The sequence below is a fragment of the Pseudomonas sp. GL-R-19 genome, from assembly GCF_019956375.1.
GTDB lineage: Bacteria > Pseudomonadota > Gammaproteobacteria > Pseudomonadales > Pseudomonadaceae > Aquipseudomonas.
The window spans coordinates 1-25,060 of the sequence record NZ_JAHBDJ010000003.1; the positions used below are offsets into that span (position 1 = coordinate 1).

At 61.0% G+C, this 25,060-nt stretch carries 18 protein-coding genes, 1 tRNA gene and 1 pseudogene; 13 read left to right on the forward strand and 7 right to left on the reverse strand.

The genetic code is table 11. The annotated features are described in order from the left end of the window. Positions 1-187 precede the first annotated feature (187 nt). On the reverse strand, positions 188-883 hold the full coding sequence (locus KGA83_RS01415; protein WP_108215519.1) for a pirin family protein: 696 nt from the start codon (positions 881-883) through the stop codon (positions 188-190). A gap of 279 nt (positions 884-1,162) precedes the next feature. Here KGA83_RS01415 and KGA83_RS01420 point away from each other — a divergent pair, with 279 nt between their 5' ends. Beyond that, a complete protein-coding gene (locus KGA83_RS01420; protein ID WP_108215520.1) occupies positions 1,163-3,637 on the forward strand; it encodes a UvrD-helicase domain-containing protein in 2,475 nt (824 codons plus the stop codon). 179 nt (positions 3,638-3,816) lie between these two features. On the opposite strand, the gene KGA83_RS01425 is transcribed toward KGA83_RS01420, so the two are convergent. Beyond that, positions 3,817-4,089 (reverse strand): DUF1652 domain-containing protein, encoded by a 273-nt coding sequence (locus KGA83_RS01425; RefSeq protein ID WP_108215521.1) that lies wholly within the window; start codon positions 4,087-4,089, stop codon positions 3,817-3,819. 263 nt (positions 4,090-4,352) lie between these two features. Between KGA83_RS01425 and KGA83_RS01430 the strand changes: the two genes are divergently transcribed. The 3 genes and pseudogenes from KGA83_RS01430 to KGA83_RS01440 all read left to right on the forward strand — a co-directional run. After that, on the forward strand, positions 4,353-5,168 hold the full coding sequence (locus KGA83_RS01430) for a helix-turn-helix transcriptional regulator (protein WP_108215522.1): 816 nt from the start codon (positions 4,353-4,355) through the stop codon (positions 5,166-5,168). A gap of 50 nt (positions 5,169-5,218) precedes the next feature. Further along, on the forward strand, positions 5,219-6,625 hold the full coding sequence (locus tag KGA83_RS01435) for an NAD(P)/FAD-dependent oxidoreductase (RefSeq protein ID WP_223527798.1): 1,407 nt from the start codon (positions 5,219-5,221) through the stop codon (positions 6,623-6,625). Between the two features lie 100 nt (positions 6,626-6,725). Then, positions 6,726-7,001, forward strand: a pseudogene (locus KGA83_RS01440) (spermidine/putrescine ABC transporter substrate-binding protein PotF); the annotation flags it as partial. A gap of 45 nt (positions 7,002-7,046) precedes the next feature. On the opposite strand, the gene KGA83_RS01445 reads toward KGA83_RS01440, so the two are convergent. Both KGA83_RS01445 and KGA83_RS01450 read right to left on the reverse strand, forming a co-directional pair. Beyond that, positions 7,047-7,724: an MliC family protein gene (locus KGA83_RS01445; RefSeq protein WP_108215524.1), complete on the reverse strand. Its 678-nt coding sequence runs from the start codon at positions 7,722-7,724 to the stop codon at positions 7,047-7,049. 138 nt (positions 7,725-7,862) lie between these two features. Then, complete coding sequence (locus KGA83_RS01450) at positions 7,863-8,087, reverse strand: YgdI/YgdR family lipoprotein (RefSeq protein WP_108215525.1); 225 nt, start codon at positions 8,085-8,087, stop codon at positions 7,863-7,865. A 193-nt stretch (positions 8,088-8,280) separates the two neighbouring features. Here KGA83_RS01450 and KGA83_RS01455 point away from each other — a divergent pair, with 193 nt between their 5' ends. After that, a complete protein-coding gene (locus KGA83_RS01455; RefSeq protein WP_108215526.1) occupies positions 8,281-9,948 on the forward strand; it encodes a VRR-NUC domain-containing protein in 1,668 nt (555 codons plus the stop codon). Next, positions 9,945-12,221, forward strand: a complete 2,277-nt coding sequence (locus tag KGA83_RS01460) for an ATP-dependent DNA helicase (RefSeq protein WP_108215527.1) — start codon at positions 9,945-9,947, stop codon at positions 12,219-12,221. Before KGA83_RS01455 ends, KGA83_RS01460 begins: the two co-directional genes overlap by 4 nt. Before the next feature lie 102 nt (positions 12,222-12,323). Here KGA83_RS01460 and KGA83_RS01465 read toward each other — a convergent pair whose 3' ends face one another. Next, the gene (locus KGA83_RS01465; RefSeq protein WP_108215528.1) at positions 12,324-13,478 is read right to left on the reverse strand and encodes a MalY/PatB family protein; all 1,155 of its coding nucleotides are present in this window, start codon (positions 13,476-13,478) and stop codon (positions 12,324-12,326) included. Between the two features lie 299 nt (positions 13,479-13,777). Between KGA83_RS01465 and fdnG the strand changes: the two genes are divergently transcribed. The 7 genes from fdnG to KGA83_RS01500 all read left to right on the forward strand — a co-directional run bounded on the left by fdnG (position 13,778) and on the right by KGA83_RS01500 (position 22,872). Then, on the forward strand, positions 13,778-16,843 hold the full coding sequence (fdnG, locus tag KGA83_RS01470; RefSeq protein WP_223527801.1) for a formate dehydrogenase-N subunit alpha: 3,066 nt from the start codon (positions 13,778-13,780) through the stop codon (positions 16,841-16,843). After that, complete coding sequence (fdxH, locus tag KGA83_RS01475; RefSeq protein WP_108215531.1) at positions 16,844-17,779, forward strand: formate dehydrogenase subunit beta; 936 nt, start codon at positions 16,844-16,846, stop codon at positions 17,777-17,779. Beyond that, positions 17,776-18,441 carry a formate dehydrogenase subunit gamma gene (locus tag KGA83_RS01480; RefSeq protein WP_223527805.1) on the forward strand — a complete coding sequence of 222 codons (666 nt, stop codon included), beginning with the start codon at positions 17,776-17,778 and terminating at the stop codon, positions 18,439-18,441. Before fdxH ends, KGA83_RS01480 begins: the two co-directional genes overlap by 4 nt. A gap of 3 nt (positions 18,442-18,444) precedes the next feature. Beyond that, on the forward strand, positions 18,445-19,371 hold the full coding sequence (fdhE, locus tag KGA83_RS01485) for a formate dehydrogenase accessory protein FdhE (protein ID WP_223527811.1): 927 nt from the start codon (positions 18,445-18,447) through the stop codon (positions 19,369-19,371). A gap of 51 nt (positions 19,372-19,422) precedes the next feature. After that, the gene (selA, locus tag KGA83_RS01490; RefSeq protein WP_223527814.1) at positions 19,423-20,853 is read left to right on the forward strand and encodes an L-seryl-tRNA(Sec) selenium transferase; all 1,431 of its coding nucleotides are present in this window, start codon (positions 19,423-19,425) and stop codon (positions 20,851-20,853) included. After that, complete coding sequence (gene selB / locus KGA83_RS01495) at positions 20,850-22,757, forward strand: selenocysteine-specific translation elongation factor (protein WP_223527817.1); 1,908 nt, start codon at positions 20,850-20,852, stop codon at positions 22,755-22,757. Before selA ends, selB begins: the two co-directional genes overlap by 4 nt. A 19-nt stretch (positions 22,758-22,776) precedes the next feature. Then, a tRNA-Sec gene (locus KGA83_RS01500) sits at positions 22,777-22,872 on the forward strand. 8 nt (positions 22,873-22,880) lie between these two features. On the opposite strand, the gene KGA83_RS01505 is transcribed toward KGA83_RS01500, so the two are convergent. Both KGA83_RS01505 and KGA83_RS01510 read right to left on the reverse strand, forming a co-directional pair. After that, positions 22,881-24,209: an OprD family porin gene (locus KGA83_RS01505; protein ID WP_108215536.1), complete on the reverse strand. Its 1,329-nt coding sequence runs from the start codon at positions 24,207-24,209 to the stop codon at positions 22,881-22,883. A 176-nt stretch (positions 24,210-24,385) separates the two neighbouring features. Next, the gene (locus tag KGA83_RS01510; RefSeq protein ID WP_095942163.1) at positions 24,386-25,039 is read right to left on the reverse strand and encodes a hydrolase; all 654 of its coding nucleotides are present in this window, start codon (positions 25,037-25,039) and stop codon (positions 24,386-24,388) included. Positions 25,040-25,060 lie beyond the last annotated feature (21 nt).

Here is a 25,060-nt window from a genome sequence, read left to right on the forward strand (position 1 = left end):
TCGACCTGATCGACGACCGACAATTTAAAGGTCAACGTGTAGTCGCGCTGACTGCGCCTTTCACCCGTGTTCATTACTTCCTCCTGAGAATGGGTCAGAAGGTGTAAACCTTATTCAGGACGGGACACTGCACTAAAAAAGGGGCGACCAATACGGTCGCCCCTTTTTTGCAATTGCGCTCAGCGAATCAGGCCAGATCCACCAGAACGATCTCACTGTCCTCAATGGCCGTCACCCGCAACACGGTCTCATCGGCAACCGCGACACCATCTCGAGCTTGTGCACGCAACCCATTGACTTCAATGATTCCGGTGGCCGGCACCAGGTATGCACGACGACCGCTGTCCAAATGGTATTCGGCAGACTCGCCGGCCTTCAGATTGGCGGCTACCAGCCGGGCGTCGGCGCGGATGCGCAAACTCTGGTCGTCACCTTCCTTGCCGCTGGCCAGGGTGACAAAACCTTCGCGGTTGCCTTTAGGGAACGGCTTGGCGCCCCAGGAAGGGGCCAGGCCGGACTCGTTCGGGATGATCCAGATCTGGAAAATCCTGGTCGGCGTCGCTTCCAGGTTGTACTCGCTGTGGGCGATCCCGGTGCCTGCACTCATGACCTGGACGTCGCCCGCTTCGGTGCGGCCCTTGTTGCCAAGGTTGTCCTGGTGGGTGATGGCGCCTTCGCGGACATAGGTGATGATTTCCATGTCCCGGTGCGGGTGTTGCGGGAAACCGGTGCCGGGGGCGATCACGTCGTCATTCCAGACCCGCAGGTTGCCCCAGTTCATGCGCTTGGGATCGTAGTACTCGGCGAACGAAAAATGATGGTGAGCATCCAGCCAGCCATGATGAGCACCGCCGAGCGAGTTGAAAGGTCTGAGTTCAAGCATGATCGTCTCCAGAAAAGGTTCGTCATGGGGCAAGGCGCCTGAGCCACGAAGCGAGACCGGTGGGTGATGACGGCCATCATCCAACAGGCAATAATCGATAAAAAGCGTAAAAAATGCAGCATTCCCATCGAATATATTGATATAAAACGAACTCGAAAGTTTCTCATCCAGCCTTCACTTCATCGCATAAGCCAATGAGTCATAAGCAATTGACTAGAACTCCAGAGCAAATGCAGACACCATAGCGCTCAACAGCCTCACACCCTGGAGTCAGTCCGCGTGCCGCAACACACCCCCGATCTTCCTCCTGAACTTCGCCCCTTGGCCGAGATGCCGCTGATCAAGCGATTGCTCGCCCGATTCTTCGGTTACAGCCTGACCCGCCTGCATGCCCAGCACCGAGCATCGTGGTTGCACGGCCAGGCGGACGGTTTTCGCAGTGGCCACAGCGCCGGGGTCGATTACGGTTACAAGGAAGGCAAGCTCGAAGGACTGGAGGAGGGTCGACAGGTCCTGCTGATCCGCGACTCGCGCGCAACCGAACACCGGCCACCGAATGTCGATGACCTGTTGTTCGACGATTGGCGCCTGCCGTTGAACGCCGAATTGAAGAAGCGCATGAAGGCGGATGTTGCCCGGTTGTTGCCGGCTCATGCCCAACCCAGCGCCGCCCAGTGGAAAATGATCTTCAGCGATACACCGTCCACTTCGGTGATCGCGGGCGCCGGTGCCGGTAAATCGACCACGCTGGTGCTGCGTATCCTGCTGCTGAGCCATTACCTGGGCTTCGAGCTGAGTTCGATGACGGTGGTGACCTTCACCCGTGAGTCGCGCAAGGATTTCATCAATAAACTGATCGAACTGTTTGCGCTCTGGGGCCACGCCATCAGTTTCAAGGCGGCGCGGGATCTGGTGCGCACTTTTCACTCGCGGATCCTGCCGATGGTGCGCAGTCTTCCGGGTTTCGAGCGTTTGCAGGCTTTCGAGAACCTCAGCCTGCGGGCTGCACAGGGTGACGAGGAAGTCGACAGCAACCCGTTCGATCTGCGCATCAACGACGCTCAACGCCAACAGCTCAACGCCTGCTATCACCGGCTGCACCGTGACGATGAGCGCTTTCGCGAGTTGATCAAGCCACTGTCCCGGCATGCCTTGCAACTCAAGGAGCTGGAACGGGACCACCCGGATGTGCAGAAACGCATGGGCGTTACCGAACTGGCGGCCAAACGCGATGAAGAACTGTGCGACGTCATTGAAGACCTGTGGTTTCGCGCCGGTGCCTGGCCGATCAAGGGCATCGAACCGAAACGTCAGTCGTTCGATATCAACGGTTCGACATTCCATTGTCACGGCTACATCCCGTCCCTGGATGCCTGGGTGGTGCTGGGGTTCGATCCTCGGGAAAACCCGCAGGTCACGCGGCCAAACGCCAAGCTGACGGTGCGCGCAGAGTGGGCGGTCAAACGCACCCTGTTTCAAGCTTTCTGTCGTAAGCCATTGATATGGCTAGATAGTTATGAGTCATCGAAACGTGTTTTGGCCTCGCTCGCGGGTGATGCCAGCGCCGGGCCGGGCTTCGATTACAAGGTCAAGGGCGAGCTCGCCTCCGCGCCGTTGCTCGATTGCTTTGTCGCCGCCGCCGGATTCATCGAAAACCTCGGGCTGGATGTGCCGAGCGCCGTCGGCCAGATGAGTTTCGCCAAGGACGATCCCGACCGGTTCTTCTTCGAGGCCTTGAGCCTTTACTGGCGGGCACTGGAAGATCACTTGCTGGATCAGAAACCGCCGATCATGACCTACAACCGGATGTTTGCCCTGTTCAGCGAGCATTCGCCGGAGAACCTCAAACTGCTCGGCGATGAACTGCTGCGGCCGCTGTCGCACCTGATGATCGACGAATTTCAGGATGTCTCGCCGCAAATCGTCTCCTGGATCAGGGCCAGCCTGGCAGAGATCCGCAGTCGCGGACCGGCCATGCACGTCGGACGTGGAGCCCAGCGCTCCTCATTGCTCTGTGTAGGCGATGACTGGCAATCCATCTATGGATGGCGCGGCAGTTCGCCGACCTACTTCATGGAGTTCAACAAGGAGTTCCCGTCGCCGAGCACCACCAAGGTCATGCTCAGCGACAACTACCGCAGCCACCAGCACATCATCGATGCCGCCGAGCACATCGTGCGCGCTGCACCGGCAATTGCCGGGAAGAAAGCCAAGGCCAGCGGCGAACCCAAGGCATTGCTGCCCGTGAACGTGCTCGATCGTGATGACCAGGGCATGGCACAGCGCCTGATGGAGCATTACCGAAAGGGCGACTCAATCTTGATGCTTTATCGAAAAAGCAGCGATAAGTCATTGATAGAAGAGCATATTCAGTCTGTAGTTAATGTTGATTCGAGCTTGCCGCATGAGGCTCGCAGGCTCAAGCAACTGACCTATCACAGTGCCAAGGGCCTCCAGGCCGATGCGGTATTCCTGCTGGGCGACTGCCAGCACCTGACCAGCTCACCTTACAAGAATCAGGTGTACCGGATGGCGGGCCTGGGCAAGGCCGGTGACAGCGAACCCTACGACAACGCCCAGAAGGACGAGATCCTGCGGCTGGCCTACGTGGGCATTACCCGCGCCATCAGCCATTGCTACTGGTACGTCGATGCGCAAGACACCCAGGCCGCGAACATGCCCAAGGCATCCGACCGGATCGGCAAGGGCAAGGCGTTTTTTGTCGACCATCGTGAAGGCCAAATCACCGCCTGAATCGGCACTCTGTAGGAGCAGCCGGTCGACGCTCGATTGCTCGCGATGGTCGTTAACGATAACGCGTATTTACTGGCTAAACGCGGCGCTCTTGAGTCCATCGCGAGCGAGCTCGCTCCTACAGGGAACAACGCTCAACAAAAAGCCCACTTAAAGTGGGCCTTTTAATAACCGAGCCTTCAGGCATAACTCCTGAGGGTCTCCGGTGGGATGAAGGTTTCAAGTTCATCCTCCACCGCTTCGATTATTAGCTCTACATCCGCGGCATTCATGACGGTGGCGCAAGGAATACCGGCAATGGCGATCATGGTCTCGCCAGTGGCACGATCAAAAAGACGGGCAATCATGCTGCCCGGGGCGTCCATGCTCGCCTCGAAACCCATGGGATGAAAATGCCAGCGCATCAGCTGGCAGGCGTTTGGAAACGTGACCTTACTGAACCCTCTATTCATGTGTTACCCGCCTTCATTATCGAGCGCTTCCCTTAGCTCATGGTAGGAGGGAAGAACCTTCATTGGTTCAACCAGTGACAATGTTTAAAAGTAGCATCCGGATGTGAAAAGCGTGTGGCTTTTTCAGGCCATTTGGCGATTGCCGCCATTATTTTGATTCAGTCATGCTCGTGCGCATTTGCGGCCAAAAGCCATCATCCGTTTAGTCGTTGAAGACAAGGCGCAAGTTGGGCAAGCTCGGGGTTTTCCCGTCGAGATGTTCAATGCACGCCGATGATGATGGCCCGCTGCAAACCCAGGCCACGGGCGAGACGGTCATGCGCTATCACTTGCGCTGGAAGCACCGGGATCTGGACGGCGTCATGGCGCTCTATCACCCAGAAGTCCAGTACAACGACTTTTTCCAGAACCGGGTCATGGGCCTGGACCAATTGCGTGAATACGTGCGCAACAGCATGCCCCGGGATCCGGATGAAGCGCTGGAGCATTCCGACCGCATACGACTGGACGGCAACACGGCGTTCATTCAATACCGCATCACCTTGCGCGGCGGTGAAGGGCTGGTGTCGTTCCGCGCCAGCGAAGCGATTACCGTCAAGGACGGGCTGATCTGGCGGGTAAACGAATACGCTTCATTAGTGCATGAGCAACCTGCAAGCACAACGTCCAGCAACCAGCGCCCGGCGGTCAGCCGACTCGGGTTGTCGCCACGCCAATTGAGCTTCATGGCCGATGATCTGCAGCAATATTTTCAGCGTCAGCAACCTTATCTGGACCCGGAACTCGATCTGCAACGGGTGGCGAAGGAGTGCGGGTACAGCCGCAATCAGATTTCCTATCTGTTGAACCAGGTGCTGGGGCAAAGCTTCTACCGCTACGTCAACCAGGCGCGCCTGCAACACTTGCTCGCGGCGCTGGATGCCGCCACGCCGCCGCTGCGTATCGATGAACTGGCCTTCGCTGCCGGATTCAATTCGCTGTCGGCGTTCTACAGCAGTTTCCGCCAGCACACCGGCCAGTCACCCAAGGCCTACGTCAAACAGATTTCTTTGCGTGCACGCACGCAAGACAGCCCCTGAGCCCACGCACTAGGATCGACGCCATCGAAGTTTGAGTGGCGGAGTCTTGCATGCCGGCGTGGCGCACTATCAGTTTGTGGATGGACCAGCTCGACGAGCCTCTATTGGCGCGTCCGGCGCTGGAGCGGGACCTGGATGTGGACGTGGCGATCATCGGCGCGGGCTACACCGGTCTCTGGACCGCGTACTACCTCAAACAGCACAAACCGGACCTGAGCATTGTGATTGTCGAAGCGCAGACCGCCGGTTTCGGCGCGTCGGGGCGCAATGGCGGCTGGCTGATGGGCAACTTGCTGGGTGAAGATCGCCTGCTGGCCGACCTGCCGGCCGAAGAGCGACGTGCCTCCTACGATTTGTTGCATCACATACCGGATGAAGTGGAGATTGTCCTCGAACGTGAGGGGATCGACTGTGATTACCGTAAAGGCGGAGCGCTGTACTGCGCTGCGCGCTATCCGGAGCAGGAGACCAGCCTTCGCCACTATCTGGACGATCTCCACCGCCAGGGCCTCAACGACAGCCACTATCGCTGGCTGAGCCCGGAACAACTGGCGCAACAGATCCGCGTCGCCAAACCCTACGGCGCAATCTTCGCGCCGCACGTGGCGACCATTCACCCGGCCAGGCTGGTCCGAGGGCTGGCCCGGGCGGTGGAGCGCCTGGGAGTCAGAATCTACGAAAACAGCCCAGTCACCCATTGGCAGTCCGGCAGCCTGCGCACGGCCAAAGCTTCGGTGCGCAGTCGCTGGGTGGTGCCGGCGGTAGAAGGCTACTCCGTGACGCTGCCGCCATTGGGGCGTTACCAGATGCCGGTGCAGAGCCTGATCGTCGCGACCGAGCCATTGTCGGCGGCCACCTGGGACGAAATCGGCCTGAGCCGCGGCCAGGCGTTCAGCGAGGCCAGTCGCCAGGTCACCTACGGCCAGCGCACCGCTGACAACCGATTGATCTTTGGCGCCCGTGGCGGCTATCAGTTCGCGGGCAAACTGCGCCACGACTTCGACCTGACCACGGATGAAAAAGACCTGCGGCGCTACCTGTTCGGCGAGCTGTTCCCGCAGCTGAAGAACGTGCAGATCACTCATTCCTGGGGCGGCAACCTGGGCATGTCCCGGCACTTCAAGCCGCACATGCTCTGCGACCAGGCCAACGGCATTGCCTTGTCTGGCGGCTATGGCGGGGAGGGTATCGGCGCCAGCAACCTGGGAGGACGGACGCTGGCCGACCTGATCCTGGGCCGCGACACCGATCTGGTGCGCCAGCCGTGGGTCATCCCGCAGCGCGGCCTCGACGCACTCAGGGCCTGGGAGCCGGAACCCATCCGCTGGCTCGGCTACAACGCGATCATCCGCAGCTTTGTCCATGAGGACCAGACCCTGGCCAACCCGGCGACCGCGCCCTGGCGGCGCAAGCTGGCCAGCGGGGTTGCCGGTTTCATGGAAGGTTTCATGCACTGAACGGCGCGCTCTTCATCTACAGGCTACATCGACAGGTATTCCCATGAGCATCACGCAATTCAAGAACACTGCAACCCTGAAACTGGATGAGTCCAACCCGGTCGCCGTGCCGGCCGACGCTCCGGACGAAAAGGCCGGTTACGCCTTCATGGACTACCTGCTGCGCCCGGACGTCATGGCCAGCGTCAGCAACTACGTGCATTACGCCAATGGCAACGAGACGGCCGACAACCTGATCGACCCGGCGATCAAGAACGACACCAAGGTTTACCCAAGTCCTGAAATGATGGGCAAGCTGTTTGCGCTGGAGGCCATGCCGCTGAATATCGATCGGGTGCGTACGCGAGTGTGGAACAAGATTCGCACCGGCAGTTGAAGCGGTGAGCGGCCATCGGGACAGGACGTCCCGATGCCATCGTCCTCAGCCGACCGGCTCGGCTGCGCAATTCATCTTTGCTGAACCGGGTATCTGCAAAAACACGTCATCGCCGATTTGCCAGAAGCTGTAGTTGCCTTTGTAATCCTTGCCCGTGTACTGGGTTCCGTAATTGTTCGGTACCTGGTCCAGGGTGATGGAGGTGTTGGCCCACTTCAGGAGCACAACGCCCGGTTCGACCGTAAAGAAGGTCGCGGCAACCAATGCGTTAAACCCTGCGCAACGATAAGCCAAGGGGCCTTCCGTGAGCCTGCTTGGGTCCTTGGTTCTCGCTATGGCCGAACCCTGACGCAGCTGGAACGCACGCTCGGCATAACTTCGCACGATGCACGCCCGGGCTTGCGGCCCGGCACCACACTGGTTACGGGACTCTAACCAAAACCGATGATCAATCTCGACTTTATTCGGGCGCGGCACTGAATGTTCATCGGTGAGCGCCAGCAGATATAGACGATTGAGCTCCAGGTCCATGCTCGCCAGTTGGGCGTCGTGGCAGATGAGTTTTTCGACGGATGCCTGGGGCGTGGCGCAATCGAAACTGGTTTTGTACGTTGGCAAGGGCTTTGGTTTTGGTTTTGCTTTTGTGGCGGCGTCACACAGGCTCGCCGTCACGCACGCGCTGACGGCGAGCACAGTGGCCAGAAGTGGCGTGACCATTTTCATTTCGACGTCACCTGAGTCTTTGCGTGATGCCCGCATTGCAACGCATCGTGTCGAAGCGTTGCACAGTCATTCGGTCGCACGGGGCCTATCGAGTGTAAAGCAGTGCTCGAAACCTGCCACATCGTGCCAGCAGAAACGTTAGTCTTCCTTGAGAATCGTCGCCACTTCGTCAGACCTGACTTTCACCGTCTTACCTGAAATGTCCTCAAACTCGAAGAAGCCGTCGATGGTTTTGGTTTTCGGCATGTCTTTGGTCAGGTACTGAGTGCCGTTCTGCAGCGTCACCACCGTTGGCGTCGAGCAACCGGCCAGCGTCAGCAGGGCCGCTCCCGCCAGGGGCCAGCCCAAAGTCTTGAAATCCATAATCACCTCCATACGTTCTGAAGCAGCGCCATCCGTTCGATGGCTTTCACTGCACCTCTATCGCGGTTGGTGCCGCCGGGGGGCAGAAAGTTCTACTGCTCGGGAAAAATTCCTACGGCGCCATTTATCCTTTTCCGATTGCACCGGGCAGGGTGGAACTGGTATCTGTACGCATAACCAGTACTCGCTCGCCATGGCCCATTTCCCTGTGACTGCAAATCCCCTCGACGATCCGTTCTATTACCTGAACAACTTCATGCAAGTGCTTGATTGGCTTGAGCGGCGCTCTGGCGATGTGTTGAGCGTCGAAGAGCAGCATTTCATTCAAGCGTTCAAGGGGTTACCCCGTGAATCGCAGGCACTGCTGGTCAGAATGGTGATGCGCAAAGGCATTCATTTCAGGGCGAGCAAGCTGCATTACGACGAAATCGGCGATATCGGCACAGCCATCGGCCCGTTGCTTGAACTGGGTTGGGTCGACAGGCAAATGCCCATCGCCATCGACGAACTGTTCGAGGTGCTGCTCAAGGCCGAAATCCTCCAGACCTTTGCCGCTGCCATCGAGCAACCCAAAGGCAGGAAAAACGACTGGTTGCCGACGCTGAGCGCGCAATTTCCCCAGACGCAGAGCTTTAACGACTGGTGTCCGTGGCTGGATGAGCGCCTGTTCAGCCTGACCATCATGGCGTTGTGCGATCGCCTGCGCCTGATGTTCTTCGGCAACCTGTACCAGGACTGGTCGGAGTTTGTGTTGGCCGACCTGGGCATTTATACCTACGAAAAAGTCGAGTTCTGTGCCGAGTCCCGCGGCTTGCGCTGCCGCGAAGACGTGGATGCCTGTGTCCTCCTGTACGCGTACCAGCAACAATTCGAGGCCGGTGAAGCGCTGGAAGAAGTAGTCGAGCGCATCAAGGGGCTGGTGCTGGACAACCCATGGTTGCAACGGCGGCGCGGCAAGCTGCTGTTCCAGATGGGCCAGTATTGCGAACGCATCACGGATTTCGCCATGGCCCTGAACCTCTACCGCGAATGTGCCTATCCGGGCGCGCGTTCACGGCTGATTCGCGTGCTGGAACGCAGTGGCGAGTTTGAGTCGGCGCTGGACCTGGCCGCACAGGCCGAACAGGCACCGGAAAGCGCCGCCGAACAACAACAGCTGCTGCGTGTGCTGCCGCGCCTGCGGCGCAAGCTCGGCGGGCCGCCCATCAAGCGGGCTGCGCCTCGGGAAATGCAGCGTCTGGACCTGCAACTACCCAGAGTCGATCCCGCCGTGTCGGTCGAGTTTTATGTTCAGACGCATCTGGCTGAGGATTCGGCGCCGGTGCACTACGTCGAAAACAGCCTGTTCAACTCGCTGTTCGGCTTGTTGTGCTGGCCGGCGATTTTCGCGCCGTTGCCGGGCGCGTTTTTTCACCCGTTCCAGCGTGGGCCGGTGGATTTGCTCAGCGAAGATTTCCATGGCCGTCGGGCCGAACTGTTTCAGGTTTGCCTGGCCGAACTCGACGACGGGCGCTACCGGCAGACCATCCGCGAACGTTATGCCGCCAAGTGGGGCGTGCAGTCGCCTTTCGTGTTCTGGAGCGTGCTCAGCGAAGAACTGCTGGAGCAAGCGCTGGATTGCCTCCCGGCCGAGCACCTCAAGCACTGGTTCAACCGGTTGTTGCTGGACATCAAGGCCAATCGCGCCGGCATGCCGGACCTGATCCAGTTCTGGCCGCAACAAAAGACCTACCGCATGATCGAAGTCAAAGGCCCGGGCGATCGCCTGCAGGACAACCAGTTGCGTTGGCTGGAGTTCTGCCACGAACACCAGATGCCGATTGCCGTGTGCTACGTGCAATGGGCGGAGCAGGGCGCTTGAGCTACAGCATTGCGGTGCGGGCGATGTGTGAGTTCACCGCCAAGGCCGGCGACCTCGATCTGCGCTTCACGCCGTCGCCCACCGCGCTGGAGGGTATCGTCGGGCACCGCACCGTGGCATCGCGGCGCAGCGAGGGTTACCAAAGCGAAGTCGTCCTTGAGGGCCAGTATCGAACCTTGACGGTCAAGGGCAGGGCGGACGGCTACGACCCTGGGCAAAACTGCCTGGAAGAGGTCAAGACCTACCGCGGCGACTTGAGCAAGCAACCGGCCAACCACCGTCAGTTGCATTGGGCCCAGGCGAAAATCTACGGCTGGTTGATGTGCCGCAAACTGGACCTGCCCCGGATCAACCTGGCACTGGTGTATTTCGACATCGTCAGCGAAAAGGAAACCTGTCTGGTCGAGCCCTTCGAGGCGGCGCAGCTGCAACCGTTCTTCGAACGGCATTGCGCGCGGTTCCTGCAATGGGCCGAACAGGAAGTCGCCCATCGTGACGGGCGCAATCTCGCGGCGCAGCGTCTGGCGTTTCCCCACGCCGACTTTCGGCCGGGGCAACGCCATCTGGCCGAGTCGGTGTTCAAGGCGGTCAGCACGGGGCGCTGCCTGATGGCCCAGGCACCCACCGGAATCGGCAAAACCCTGGGCACCTTGTTCCCCATGCTCAAGGCGCTGGCGCCGCAGCAGCTGGACAAAGTGTTCTTCCTCACGGCGAAAACCCCGGGACGCAAACTGGCCCTGGACGCCGCGCAAGTGATGCTTGCCAGCGCCGATGCGCCGCCGTTGCGGGTGCTGGAGATGATCGCCCGGGACAAGGCCTGCGAACACCCGGACAAAGCCTGCCACGGTGAGTCGTGCCCATTGGCCCGGGGTTTCTACGATCGCCTGCCCGCCGCGCGGCAGGCGGCCAGTCGACTGAGCCTGTTGAACCAGAGCGCCTTGCGCGAGATCGCCCTGGCGCACGATGTCTGTCCGTATTACCTGAGCCAGGAAATGGCGCGCTGGGCCGACGTGGTGGTTGCCGACTACAACTATTACTTCGACTTCAGCGCCTTGTTGTTCGGTCTGGCCCAGGCCAACAACTGGAAAGTCGCGGTGCTGGTCGACGAAGCCCATAACCTGGTGGAACGCGGCCGGCAGATGTACAGCGCCAGCCTCGATCAAGGGACCTTCAACGGCGTGCGCAAAACCGCGCCCGAAGCGCTGAAAAAGCCGATGCAGCGGGTCAACCGCGAGTGGCATGCCCTGCATGGCGCGCAAACCGGTGCTTATCAGGCCTATGACAAGGCGCCGGAAAAGCTCCTTCAGGCACTGTCGTCGTGCAGCGCCAGCATCGGTGATTACCTGAACGATCACCCTCAAGGGCTGGACAGTGCATTGCAGGGTTTTTACTTCGACATGCTGCATTTTTGCCGGGTGGCCGAGCTGTTCGATGAGCAGTTCCTGTTCGACATCAGCAAGCGCGACCTCGAGCGCCAGCGCAACCTCTCGCAGCTGTGCCTGCGCAATGTGGTCCCTGCCGGGTTCATCCGCCCGCGCCTGACGGCCGCGCGCAGCACGGTGCTGTTTTCCGCGACCCTCAGCCCCCGGCACTATTACGCCGATTTACTGGGGACACCGGCGGACACGGTGTGCATCGACGTCGAGTCGCCGTTTCATGCCGATCAACTGCAAGTGCACATCGTCGACCAGATTTCCACGCGGTTCGTGCATCGCCAGTCCTCCCTCGAACCGATCGTGGACTTGATCGCCAGACAGTTCTGCGCACGCCCCGGCAATTACCTGGCGTTTTTCAGCAGCTTCGATTATTTGCAGCAGGTGGCGCAGTTACTCACCGAGAAGCATCCGCACATCAGTCTGTGGTCGCAGTCCCGAGGCATGGGCGAAGCGCAACGTCAGCAGTTTCTCGATCAGTTCCACGCCGACGGCCAGGGTGTCGGCTTTGCGGTGCTGGGCGGAGCCTTTGGTGAAGGCATCGACTTGCCTGGTGCCCGGCTGATCGGCGCATTTATCGCCACCTTGGGGCTGGCGCAGCTCAATCCGGTGAACGAGCAACTGAAACGGCGAATGGCCGCCATTTTTGGCGCCGGTTACGACTACACCTACCTTTATCCCGGTGTGCAGAAAGTGGTGCAGGCCGCTGGACGGGTGATCCGCACCCAGCAGGATCAAGGGGTGGTGATGTTGATCGACGACCGTTTTGGCGAGAGCAAGGTCAGGCAGTTGCTGCCGCGTTGGTGGGCCATAACAGGCAATTGGGTTGTCACCCTGTAGGAGCGAGCCTGCTTGCGATGGTCGTTAACGATTACGCGTATTTACTGGCTAAACGCGGCGCCTTTGAGTCCATCGCGAGCAAGTTCGCTCCTACAAGGGGTATCAGGCCTTGAGGTTGCGCAAACTGCGTTCCATCCGCGCAATGCCTTCTTCCAGCAGCGATCGTGGGCAGCCGAAGTTCAGGCGCACGAACTGCTTGCAGTCATCGCCAAAGTCCAGCCCGGCGCTCAAGCCAACTTTGGCCTGTTCGAGGAAGAACTGTTGCGGGTTGTCCAGCCCCAGTGCCGTGCAGTCGAGCCACGCCAGATAAGTGCTTTGCGGCAGGTTCATGGTGATGCCCGGCAGGCGGGTGCGCACAGCCTCGGCGAGGAAATCGCGGTTGCCTTGCAGGTAGACCTTCAGCTCGGCCAGCCACGGCGCGGCTTCGCTGTAGGCGACGCGGGTGGCTTCCATACCCAGCGGATTGACGCTGTCGACCATGCCGCAACGGGCGTGGTTGACCTTCTCACGCAGGTGACGGTCCTGGATGATCATGAACGAGGTCTTGAGACCCGCGATGTTGTAGGCCTTGCTCGCCGACATCAGCGTGATGGTGCGCTGGGCCACTTGTGCGCTCAATGTGGCCATCGGAATGTGCTGGCGCCCGTCGTAGCACAACTCGGCGTGGATCTCGTCGGAAATGATCCAGGCGTCATGCTCCAGGCAAATGTCGGCAATGGCTTGCAGCTCTGTGCGGGGGAAGGCCTTGCCCAGCGGGTTATGCGGGTTGCTCAGCAGCAGTGCGCCGCCACCTTGCAGCGACTGGCTCAAGGTATCCAGCGGCGTGGTGTAGGTGCCATCGGCTTGCGCATCGAAGTTCAGCTCGACCTTGTTCAGGCCCCAATGCCCGGGTGCGTGGCGCAGCGGCGGGTAGTTCGGCACCTGCACAACGACGTTCTGTGACGCCTGCACCAGGGCCTTCAGCGCCATGTTGAAACCGGACTCGACGCCCGGCAGGAAGATCAGCTCCTGGGGCTCGACGCGCCAGGCGTACTTGTTCCAGAGGTCGGCGACGATCGCCTCGCGCAGGTCGTCCCGGGCCACGCTGTAACCGACCATCGGGTGTTCCAGGCGTTTTTGCAGGGCCTGGATGATCACCGGCGGCGCGGCGAAATCCATGTCGGCGACCCACATCGGCAACACATCGGCCGGGTAGCGGCTCCATTTTGTACTGCCGGTGTTGTGACGGTCGAACACCTGATCAAAATCGAAAGTCATGCGCAAATCTCGTAAAGGCCGGTTAATCATGCCAGCCATGATAAGCGCCAACCCCCTGTAGGAGCGAGCCTGCTCGCGAAGGAGTGTCAGATACGGTGATGTCGACTGACACACCATCGCGAGCAGGCTCGCTCCTACAAGGATCTTCACGGCCCGCTGGATTTGCCCGACGGTCGGTTTTCACACAAAACGCTAGTGCATTGACTACAGTTTGTAGTGTCGGCAGTCAGACTGCCACTACCGTGGTTGTTCAAAAAAACCCGGCCATATACCGGGTTCCACCTGATCAGGAGTGCACGATGGATCTCAGCCGTCGTCAGTTCTTCAAGGTCGCCGGTATCGGCCTTGCAGGCTCTAGCCTGGGCGCGTTGGGCATGGCCCCGACGACAGCCTTTGCCGAACAGGTGCGTCACTTCAAGCTTGCCCACACCCATGAAACCCGCAACACCTGTCCGTATTGCTCGGTCGGCTGCGGGTTGATCATGTACAGCCAGGGCGATGACGCGAAGAATGTCGCGCAAAACATCATCCACATCGAAGGTGACGCTGACCACCCGGTCAACCGCGGCACCCTTTGCCCCAAAGGTGCAGGCCTGCTGGACTTCATTCACAGCCCCAGTCGTCTCCAGTACCCGCAGGTGCGCAAGCCTGGCACCACGGAGTGGACGCGAATCTCCTGGGATGAAGCGCTCGATCGCATCGCCGACCTGATGAAGGCCGACCGCGACGCCAACTTCATCGAGAAGAACGCCAAGGGGCAAACGGTGAACCGCTGGCTGACCACCGGTTTTCTCGCGGCGTCGGCATCGTCCAACGAAGCGGGTTACATCACCCACAAGGTGATTCGCAGTCTCGGCATACTGGGGTTCGATAACCAGGCGCGTGTCTGACACGGTCCGACGGTGGCAAGTCTTGCCCCGACGTATGGCCGTGGTGCCATGACCAACCACTGGACCGATATCGCCAACGCGAATCTGGTTCTGGTGATGGGTGGCAATGCCGCCGAAGCGCACCCTTGTGGTTTCAAATGGGTCACCGAAGCCAAAGCCCACAACAGGGCGCGGCTGATTGTGGTCGACCCGCGTTTCACCCGTACGGCCTCGGTGGCCGACTATTACGCGCCGATCCGCACCGGGACCGACATTGCCTTCATGGGCGGGCTGATCAATTACCTGTTGACCGAAGACAAGATCCAGCACGAGTACGTGCGGGCCTATACGGACGTGTCGTTCATCGTCAAGGCCAGCTACGGTTTCGAGGACGGGTTGTTCAGCGGTTACGACGCGAGCAAGCGCAGCTACACCGACAAGTCCGGTTGGGGCTATGAAATCGGCGAGGACGGCTTCGCCAAAGTCGACCCGACCTTGCAAGACCCTCGCTGCGTCTACCAATTGATGAAGCAGCATTACAGCCGCTACACCCTGGAGCTGTCCAGTCAGGTCTGCGGCATGCCCGTGGACGCAATGCAGAAAATCTGGGAAGAGATCGCCACCTGCTCGCAACCGGGCAAAACCATGACGATTCTCTACGCGTTGGGCTGGACCCAGCACTCAACCGGCTCGCAGATGATCCGCAGCGCGGCCATGGTGCAATTGCTGCTGGGCAACGTCGGCATGCCGGGGGGGGGCGTCAACGCCTTGCGTGGGCACTCCAATATTCAGGGCCTGACCGACCTCGGCTTGCTGTCCAACCTGTTGCCCGGTTACCTGACCCTGCCGGCCGAAGCCGAACAGGATTACAACACCTACATCGCCAAGCGCGCACTCAAGCCGCTACGTCCCGGGCAGATGTCTTACTGGCAGAACTACGGCAAGTTCCACGTCAGCCTCATGAAGGCCTGGTACGGCGCCAATGCCACCGTCGAGAACAACTGGGGCTACGACTGGCTGCCCAAGCTGGACATTCCCGGCTACGACATCCTGAAAATGTTCGACATGATGGGCAAGGGCGAGGTCAATGGCTACCTGTGCCAGGGCTTCAACCCGATCGCCGCCTTGCCGGACAAAAACCGGGTGATGAAGGCGCTGGCCAAACTCAAGTGGCTGGTGGTGATGGACCCATTGGCTACCGAAACCTCGGAGTTCTGGCGCAACGTCGGGCCTTACAACGACGTGGAAACGGCCAACATCCAGACCGAGGTCATCCGCCTGCCCACCACCTGCTTCGCCGAAGAAAACGGTTCGCTGGTCAACAGCGGCCGCTGGCTGCAATGGCACTGGAAGGGTGCCGATGGCCCGGGGCTGGCGCGCACCGACGTGAAAATCATGGCCGAGCTGTTCTTGCGCCTGCGCAAGCGTTACCAGGCCAATGGCGGTGCCTGGGCCGAGCCGATCCTCAAGCTCGACTGGCCCTACAAAATACCGGATGACCCGACGCCGGAAGAGCTGGCCCGGGAATTCAACGGCTACGCCGTCGCCGATGTCACCGACGCCTCGGGCGCGGTGGTCAAGGCCGGTCAGCAGTTGTCCGGCTTCGGCCAGCTCAAGGACGATGGCAGCACGGCATCCGGTTGCTGGATTTTCTGCGGCAGCTGGACCGAGCAGGGCAACAACATGGCCCGGCGTGATAACAGCGACCCTTACGGGATGAAGCAGAACCTCGGCTGGGCCTGGGCCTGGCCGGCAAATCGACGGATCCTCTATAACCGCGCCTCGTGCGACCCGAAAGGCAAACCATGGGACGCGAACAAAAGGCTGGTGTGGTGGAACGGCAAGGTCTGGACCGGCACCGACGTGCCCGACTACAAAGTCGACGCCGCACCGGAAGCGGGCATCAACCCGTTCATCATGAACCCCGAAGGCGTGGCGCGTTTCTTCGCCCTCGACAAGATGAACGAAGGGCCGTTCCCGGAACACTATGAGCCGTTCGAGACGCCCATCGGCATCAACCCGATGCACCCCAACAACAAGCAGGCGACCAGCAACCCGGCCGGGCGGATCTTCGATTCAGTCTGGGAAAGCCTCGGGCAGGCCAAGGACTTCCCGTATGCGGCGACCAGCTACCGGCTGACCGAACACTTCCACTTCTGGACCAAGCATTGCCCGATCAACGCCATTACCCAACCCGAACAATTCGTCGAAATCGGCGAGGTGCTGGCCAAGGAGAAGGGCATTGCTGCCGGTGACCGAGTAAGGGTCAGCTCCAAGCGCGGGCATATCGAAGCGGTGGCGGTAGTGACCAAGCGGATTCGTCCGCTGCAGGTCAACAATCAGGTCGTTCACCAGATCGGTATCCCCTTGCACTGGGGCTTCACCGGCGCTACCCGTCACGGCTACCTGACCAACACCCTGGTGCCGTTCCTCGGCGATGGCAACACCCAGACCCCGGAATCCAAGTCATTCCTGGTCAACGTGGAGAAAGTCTAAATGGCCAGCCAAGACATCATTGCCCGCTCGGCCACCACCACCCCCGCGCCGTCGATACGCGGCGTGGAGGAAGTCGCCAAGCTGATCGACACCACCAAATGCATCGGCTGCAAGGCCTGCCAGGTCGCCTGCTCGGAATGGAACGAGTTGCGTGACGAGGTCGGTCACAACCATGGCACCTACGGCAACCCGCAGGACCTCACCGCAGAAACCTGGACCTTGATGCGCTTCACCGAGCACGAGACCGACGCCGGCAACCTGGAATGGCTGATCCGCAAGGACGGCTGCATGCACTGCGCCGAGCCCGGTTGCCTGGCGGCATGCCCCAGCCCGGGGGCGATCATCAAGCACGCCAACGGCATCGTCGATTTCGATCAGGACCACTGCATTGGCTGCGGCTACTGCATCACCGGTTGTCCGTTCAACATTCCACGGATCTCGCAGAAGGATCACAAGGCCTACAAATGTACGTTGTGTTCGGACCGGGTGGCGGTAGGGCTGGAACCGGCCTGCGTGAAAACCTGCCCGACCGGTGCCATCGTGTTCGGCTCCAAGGACGACATGAAGGAACATGCCGCCGAGCGTATCGTTGATCTCAAGAGCCGTGGCTTTGAAAACGCCGGTCTGTATGACCCCGCGGGCGTCGGCGGCACCCATGTGATGTACGTACTGCACCACGCCGATACGCCGAAACTGTACGCCGGTTTGCCGGCCGATCCGATCATCAGTCCCTTGGTCAACCTGTGGAAAGGCGTGAGCAAACCTCTGGCGCTGCTGGCCATGGGTGCGGCGGTGCTGGCCGGGTTCTTCCACTACGTGCGGGTCGGCCCGCAAGTGGTCGAAGAGGATGAACACCCGAGCCCGCCGGATACCTCGGTGCACGAAGTCGACCCGGCGGTGCATACCTTCGATCCCCGTGGGGAGGGTAAGCCATGAGCAACAAGACCATCCTGCGCTATACGAGCAACCAGCGCACCCATCACTGGCTGGTGGCGATTCTGTTCTTCATGGCCGGGTTGTCCGGGCTGGCGCTGTTCCACCCGGCGCTGTTCTGGCTGAGCAACCTGTTCGGGGGCGGGCCATGGACGCGCATTCTGCATCCGTTCATGGGCGTGCTGATGTTTTTGCTGTTCCTCGGTCTGGTGCTGCGTTTCTGGCGCGCCAACTACTTCATCGCCAACGATCGCCTGTGGCTCAAGCGCATCGACCGGGTAATCAAGAATGAAGAGGAGGGCGTTCCACCCATTGGCAAGTACAACCCCGGGCAGAAGTTGCTGTTCTGGACTTTACTGCTGTGCATGCTGGTGTTGCTGTTCAGCGGCCTGGTGATCTGGCGCGCGTATTTCAGCGATTACTTCGGCATCACGCTTATCCGCTGGGCGAGTTTGCTGCATGCGCTGGCCGCTTTCGTGCTGATCCTGAGCATCATCGTGCACATCTATGCCGGGATCTGGATCAAGGGCTCGGTCAGCGCCATGGTGCACGGCTGGGTCAGCCGCGCCTGGGCGAAGAAGCACCACGAACTCTGGTACCGCCAAGTAACTCAAGATGAGACGCGCAACGCAGCACCCAAGCGACCGATCACCAAAAAGGGCTGACATTTGCCAACTATCCTGGAACCTGGAGAAATCGAAGCGGCGGCCAGTTCGCCGCCGTTTCTGTACATGCCGCCGCCTAACCTGTTCAGCCTGCGCGCCCAGCGCCTGGAAACCCTGGCCGAAGGCCACCCGCTGGCCGATTACCTGCGCCTGATTGCCGGATTGTGCCGGGTGCAGCAACAGGTGCTGGACGACCCGCCGCTAAGCGAGCCCCTCGACCGACAACGCATCGAGTTGTGCCAGCAACACGGCTTGCCGCCGTTCGCGGCCGACAGCCTGGCGCGCGAAGACGATTGGCAGCTTTACCTCGATGCTTTGCTGCAGCGCTATAGCGCACCGTCACAATCCGCCGTGGCCGATGCCGTGCAAACCTTGCGCCTGGCCGGTGCCGGGCAGCGTCGCGCCTGGGCGGTGGCGTTGGTCAGCGGCCAGTATTCGCTGGTGTCGGCAGCATTGGTGCCGTTTCTCGGTGCGGCGCTGCAAACAGCCTGGAGCCACTGGCTGTTGAGCACGCCCAATCTGCAACTTACCCCCGGTGACAGCCTCAGCCAGTGCCCGGCCTGTGGCTCGCCGGCCATGGCCGGGGTCATCCGCCATCGTGGCAAGTACAATGGTTTGCGTTATCTGGTCTGTTCGCTGTGCGCCTGCGAGTGGCATGTGGTGCGGGTCAAGTGCGTGTATTGCGAGCAGAGCAAGGGCCTGGAATACCTCAGCCTTGAAGATGACCGCCATGCCGCCAACCAGGCGCCGTTGCGCGCTGAAGTCTGCCCCGGTTGTAACAGTTATCTGAAGTTGCTCTATCTGGAGAACGATGCGGATGCCGAAGCGCTATCGGCAGACCTGTCCAGCCTGATGCTCGACATGCGCCTGACCCAGGACGGTTATCAGCGTTTGGCCCCGAATCTGCTGCTGGCTCCGGGAGACGAATAAGCGCAGCGTCTACACTCTGGCGCGAGGGTCTTTCGTTTTCAGGAGCGTCAGATGTCTGCACGCGGTGCCAGCCAACCCCTGCGTCTACCTTCCATCGACAGTCTGTTGCGGCACCCGGCGTGCCAGCCGTTGGCCGAACGCTATGGACGCGACGCCTTGCTGAGTACCTTGCGGCTTTTGCTGGATGAGTTGCGCGAAGGGGTGCAGCGGGGGTTGCTCGAACCTGCAGAAGTCAGCGCCGAAGTGCTGGCGGGCAGGGTCGGCGAACGATTGACAACCCAGCATCGCAGCCAGGTGCGCCGAGTGTTCAACCTCACCGGCACGGTGCTGCACACCAACCTCGGGCGGGCGTTGCTGCCCGAAGAGGCGATTGAGGCGTTGCAAATGGCGGCCCGCTATCCGCTCAACCTGGAATTTGACCTGCGCAGCGGCAAACGCGGTGACCGCGACGACCTGATCGAAGGCTTGATCCGCGAACTGACCGGCGCTGAAGCGGTGACCGTGGTCAACAACAATGCCGCAGCGGTCTTGCTGACCCTCAACAGCCTGGGTGCGCGCAAGGAAGGGATTATTTCCCGGGGCGAACTGATTGAAATCGGTGGCGCCTTTCGCATCCCCGACATCATGGGCCGCGCCGGGGTGAAGCTGATTGAGGTCGGCACCACCAACCGCACCCATGCCCGCGACTACGAGGCCGCCATTGGCCCGCGCAGCGCATTGATCATGCGCGTGCATGCGAGCAACTACAGCATTCAAGGCTTCACCACGCGTGTGGCGACGGCTGAACTGGCGAAAATCGCCCACCAGCATGGACTGCCGTTGCTCGAAGACCTCGGCAGCGGCAGCCTGCTGGACCTGACCCGCTGGGGCTTGCCCGCCGAACCGACGGTACGCCAGGCGCTGCTCGATGGCGCGGACATCGTTACCTTCAGTGGCGACAAACTGCTTGGCGGGCCGCAAGCCGGGCTTATCGTCGGCCGCAAGAAATTGATCGCCAGGATCAAGAAGAACCCGCTCAAGCGTGCGCTGCGGGTCGACAAAATGACCCTGGCTGCCCTGGAAGCGGTGTTGGCTTTGTACCGCAACCCGGACCGACTGGCCGAGCGCTTGCCGAGCCTGCGTCTGTTGACCCGGCCACAGGCCGATATCCTCGCCCAGGCTGAGCGATTGCGGCCAGCGCTGGCGCAGGTGCTGGGTGAGGGCTGGAGCGTCAGTGCCATGCCGTCACTGGGCATGATCGGCAGCGGCAGCCAACCGGTGGCACGGCTGGCCAGTGCGGCGCTGTGTGTGCGACCACTCACCTCGAAGCGTTTGCGCGGGCGATTTTTGCTGAATCTTGAGCAGGCTTTGCGCGGTTTACCGATTGCGGTTCTCGGGCGCATTGACGACGACGCCCTGTGGCTGGACCTGCGACAACTGGACGACGAGCCGGCATGGCTGGCGCAGCTCGATCAATTACACGTGGAGGGCCGGACAGGGTGATTGTCGGCACCGCAGGGCACATCGACCATGGCAAAACCGCGCTGCTCCAGGCGCTGACCGGTCAGGCGGGTGACCGGCGCCGGGAAGAGCGCGAGCGCGGCATGACCATCGACCTCGGCTACCTGTATGCCGCGCTGGCGCCGGGAGCGGGCCTGACCGGTTTCATCGATGTTCCCGGCCATGAACGCTTCACCCACAACATGCTCGCCGGAGCGCAGGGTATCGATCTGGTGTTGCTGGTAGTAGCCGCCGATGACGGGGTGATGCCACAGACCCGCGAGCATCTGGCGATTGTCGAGCTGCTGGGCATTCCCCGGGCGCTGGTGGCAATCACTAAATGCGACCGGGTCGATGGTGCCCGGGTGCAGGCTGTTCGCGAGCAGGTGAGCGCATTGCTGGCGCCCGGTCCGTATGCCGGTGCACCGCTGATGGCGCTGTCGAGCGTGACCCTTGATGGCATCGGCACCTTGCGCCAGGCGTTGCTCGATGCCCAGCGTGAAGTGTCGCAACGCAGCACCGAAGGTGGTTTTCGCCTGGCGATCGATCGCGCCTTCAGCGTGGCCGGGGCCGGTATCGTGGTGACCGGTACGGCGCTGTCCGGCCAGGTCGCGGTCGGCGATACCCTGCTACTGGGGCCGCAAGGCAAACCGGTGCGCATTCGCGGCCTGCACGCGCAAAACCAGGCCACCGACCATGCCTTTGCCGGCCAGCGCGTGGCGTTGAACCTGAGTGCCGAACGGCTGGCCCTGGAGCACATCCATCGCGGCCACTGGTTGCTGGCCGCCGGCTTGTACGCACCGACACAGCGCCTGGACATCGACATGCAGTTACTCCCCGGCGAACCCCGCGCCTTCGAGCACTTTCAACCGGTGCACGCGCACCTCGGTACCCAGGACGTCACCGGGCGAGTCGCCTTGCTCGAAGGCACCAGCCTGGCGCCCGGTGGGCGGATGTTGGCCCAACTGCTGCTCAATGCACCGGTGCATGCGGTGAGAGGCGATCCGCTGGTCCTGCGCGATCAGAGTGCCCAACGTACGCTGGGCGGCGGCCGGGTGCTCGACCCGTTTGCCCCCACCCGGCAACGTCGCAGCCCCGAACGGTTGGCGCAGCTGGTCGCGCTGGCGAACAGCGCAACGCTGGAAGATGTATTGCCGGCATTGTTGGCCCATAGTGACAGCGGGATCGATCCGCAGCGCCTGGAACGGCAGTTCAACCGACCGCGCAGCAGTTGGGTGTTGCCCGCTGACGTGCGCTTGATCGACACCCGTCAAGGCGCGTTGCTGTTCAGCGCCAGTCGTTGGGAAGCCTTGAAGCTGGCGGTACTGGAGCACCTCGCACGCTTTCATCAGCTCGATGCGGATCAAATGGGGCCGGACCGGGATCGCTTGCGTCGATTCGCCGGCAGCACGATGGAACGCGCGACATTTATCACCCTGCTCGAGGAGTTACTGGCCAGCGGCGACATCGCCAGCAGCGGCCCGTGGTTGCATCTGCCCGGGCATCAGGTGCGCTTGAGCGAAACGGACGAAACCCTGTGGCTGCACTTGCAGCCGTTGTTCGAACAGGCCGGTTTCGACCCGCCGTGGGTGCGCGACCTGGGGCATGAGGAAGCGGCCGTGCGCGACTTGCTGCGCAAAATGGCGCGCCTGGGCTTGATGCACCAGGTGGTGCGCGATCTGTTCTATACCGACAGCATGATTCGCCGATTGGCGGCTATGCTGTTGCAACTGGCCGACGCCAACCCGGTGATTCAGGTGGCGGCATTTCGGGATGCGGTGGGCCTGGGGCGCAAGCGCAGCATTCAGATACTGGAGTACTTCGACCGTATCGGCCTGACCCGGCGCTTTGGCGATCGACGACAGATTCGCCCGGACAGTGCGTTGGCCCAGCACACAGAGCACTGATTCAAAGGCATGACTTCAAGGAAGGCAATCGCGCCCGGTGGCGCGGCCGGGCTTCAAACCCGGTTGGGGACGGCATCCGTTCCCGGGCAGGTTCGACTCCGGCTGCCTTCCGCCACTTTCCACTCAGAACGGCCCGAAGTCCAACGGGTACTGGATGACCACGTACACCCGGTCGATGTCATCGCCGGCCTGGGCCGCGTTGGCCCGGTGCGACACATGGGACAGTTGCAGCGACAAGCCCTTGGCCGCCCCGGACTGCACGACGTAGTGCAGGTCGATGTCGCGCTCCCAGTGTTTGCCCCCGTCACCCTGTTGCGGCACGAAGGTGCCGGTCGCCGGGTCGAACGGGTTGTAGGCCCCGCCTTGTGGCGCATGGGTGCCGTCGATCTGGTCGCCGGTGACGTAGCGGGTCATGAACTTCAGGCCGGGTACCCCGAAGGTGGCCAGGTCCAGGTCGTAGCGAACCTGCCAGGAGCGTTCGTGGGCGCCGTTGAAGTCGGCGTACTTGATCGAGTTGGCCAGGTAGATGGAGTCGCCACCGACAAAATCGAACGGCGTATCACCGTTGATTTTCTGATAGGCCAGGGTGAAACCATGGGCGCCCAGCGTGTATCGGCCGGACAGGCTGTACGCCGTATTGTCGATGGCGCCGGCCAGTGCCTGACCGGTGTCCCGGGTGTGATAGAGGTTGGCGTCGAGGAAGACTTCGGTCTGCTTGAAGTGCAGGTTGCCGTAGTACTGATGCCAGGTGTCAGTCAGATCCGAGGCATACAGGGCGCCACCGACCGGGCTTTGGGTAAACAGGTCTGCGCCGACAAACGAAATGCCGCCGGCCTCGGTGTTGGCGCCATAACCGAAAAAGTTGCCCTTGCCTGACGCACTGTCCTGATTCTTGAATGCCGTGAAGTGGCCGGCCTGCAGGTTCATACCGTCGATTTCGCGGCTGTCGAGCAGAAACCCGGTGGCGTACTCCGGTTGCAGGCGTTTGTCCGCGGTGTCGAACACCGGGCTTTCGACCTCCATTTCACCAAACGCCAGGGTGGTGTTCGAGGCCTTGAGCTTGATCGCGCCGCCACCGCCGGAGTAATCGCTTTCACTGCGGCCGTCACTGCCCACCGGCAGTAATCCGGTCCCGGAATGGCCCTTGCCGCCATCGAGTTTCAATCCCAGAAAGGCATGGGCATCGAGGCCGAAGCCGACCGTGCCCGGCGTGAAACCGGATGTAAAAGCGCCGATAAAGCCTTGAGCCCATTCGGCTTTGTAGCTCTTGCCGGTTGGCGAAGGGGATCGATAGTCGCTGTTCAGGTAAAAGTTTCGGCTGAGTACGCCAAGGGTCGCTCCGTCGAAAAATCCTTCTGCGCCTTGCGCCGGTTCATCGGCCAGTGCGTGGGTAGCGAACAGGCAGAAGCACAGGGCAATCGTCACCCTGAAGTCTTGCGGGAAGAGGGTCATCAATGGCTCACCACAGGGGGTAGCGACTGCGATGATTCACTGTAGGAGCGAGCTTGCTCGCGATGGTCGTTAACGATAACGCTTGTTTACTGGCTAAACGCGGCGTTCTTGAGACCATCGCGAGCAAGCTCGCTCCTACGGGAGTCCGCCTGCAGTCGCTGGTTTTTCAACGGACCTTAATGGCCTTCGGATGCACCAAACATGGTCTTGGCGTAGATCAGGCCCAGACCGTAGGCACCACCGTTGGCAATCGAGGTTTTCACCGTTTCGTCGTAGGTCTCGGTGCGGGCCCAGTCGCGTTGCAATTCCAGCAGGTATTGCAGCGCGGTCATCGGCCGGGCGCCGATCTGGATCATGCGCTGCATGGCCATTTCATGGGCTTCGGTGCTGACGTCGCCACAGGCATCGGCAATCACATACACCTCGAAGCCCTGATCGATCGCCGACAGCGCCGGGCCGACGATGCAAACGGACGTCCACAAGCCGGCGAGGACAATCTTCTGCTTGCCGATGGCATTGACTTCCACAGCAATGCGTTCGTCTTCCCAGGTGTTCATGCTGGTGCGGTCGATGACGTTGTGTTCCGGGAACACAGCTTTGATTTCGTCGAAGATCGGCCCGGAAAAGCTCTTCTCGGCGACGGTGGTGAGAATGGTCGAGACCTTGAAGCCACGGGCTGCCTTGGCTACCAGTGCGGCGTTGTTGCGCAGGGTCACGGCATCGATCGACTTGGTCGCGAAGGACATCTGCGACTGGTGGTCGATCATGATCAGGGTGTGGTCGGTCGGGGTCAGCAGGGTTTTGCCGGGGACTGCTTTTGCAATGGCCATGACAGGGTCCTTACGGGGTGA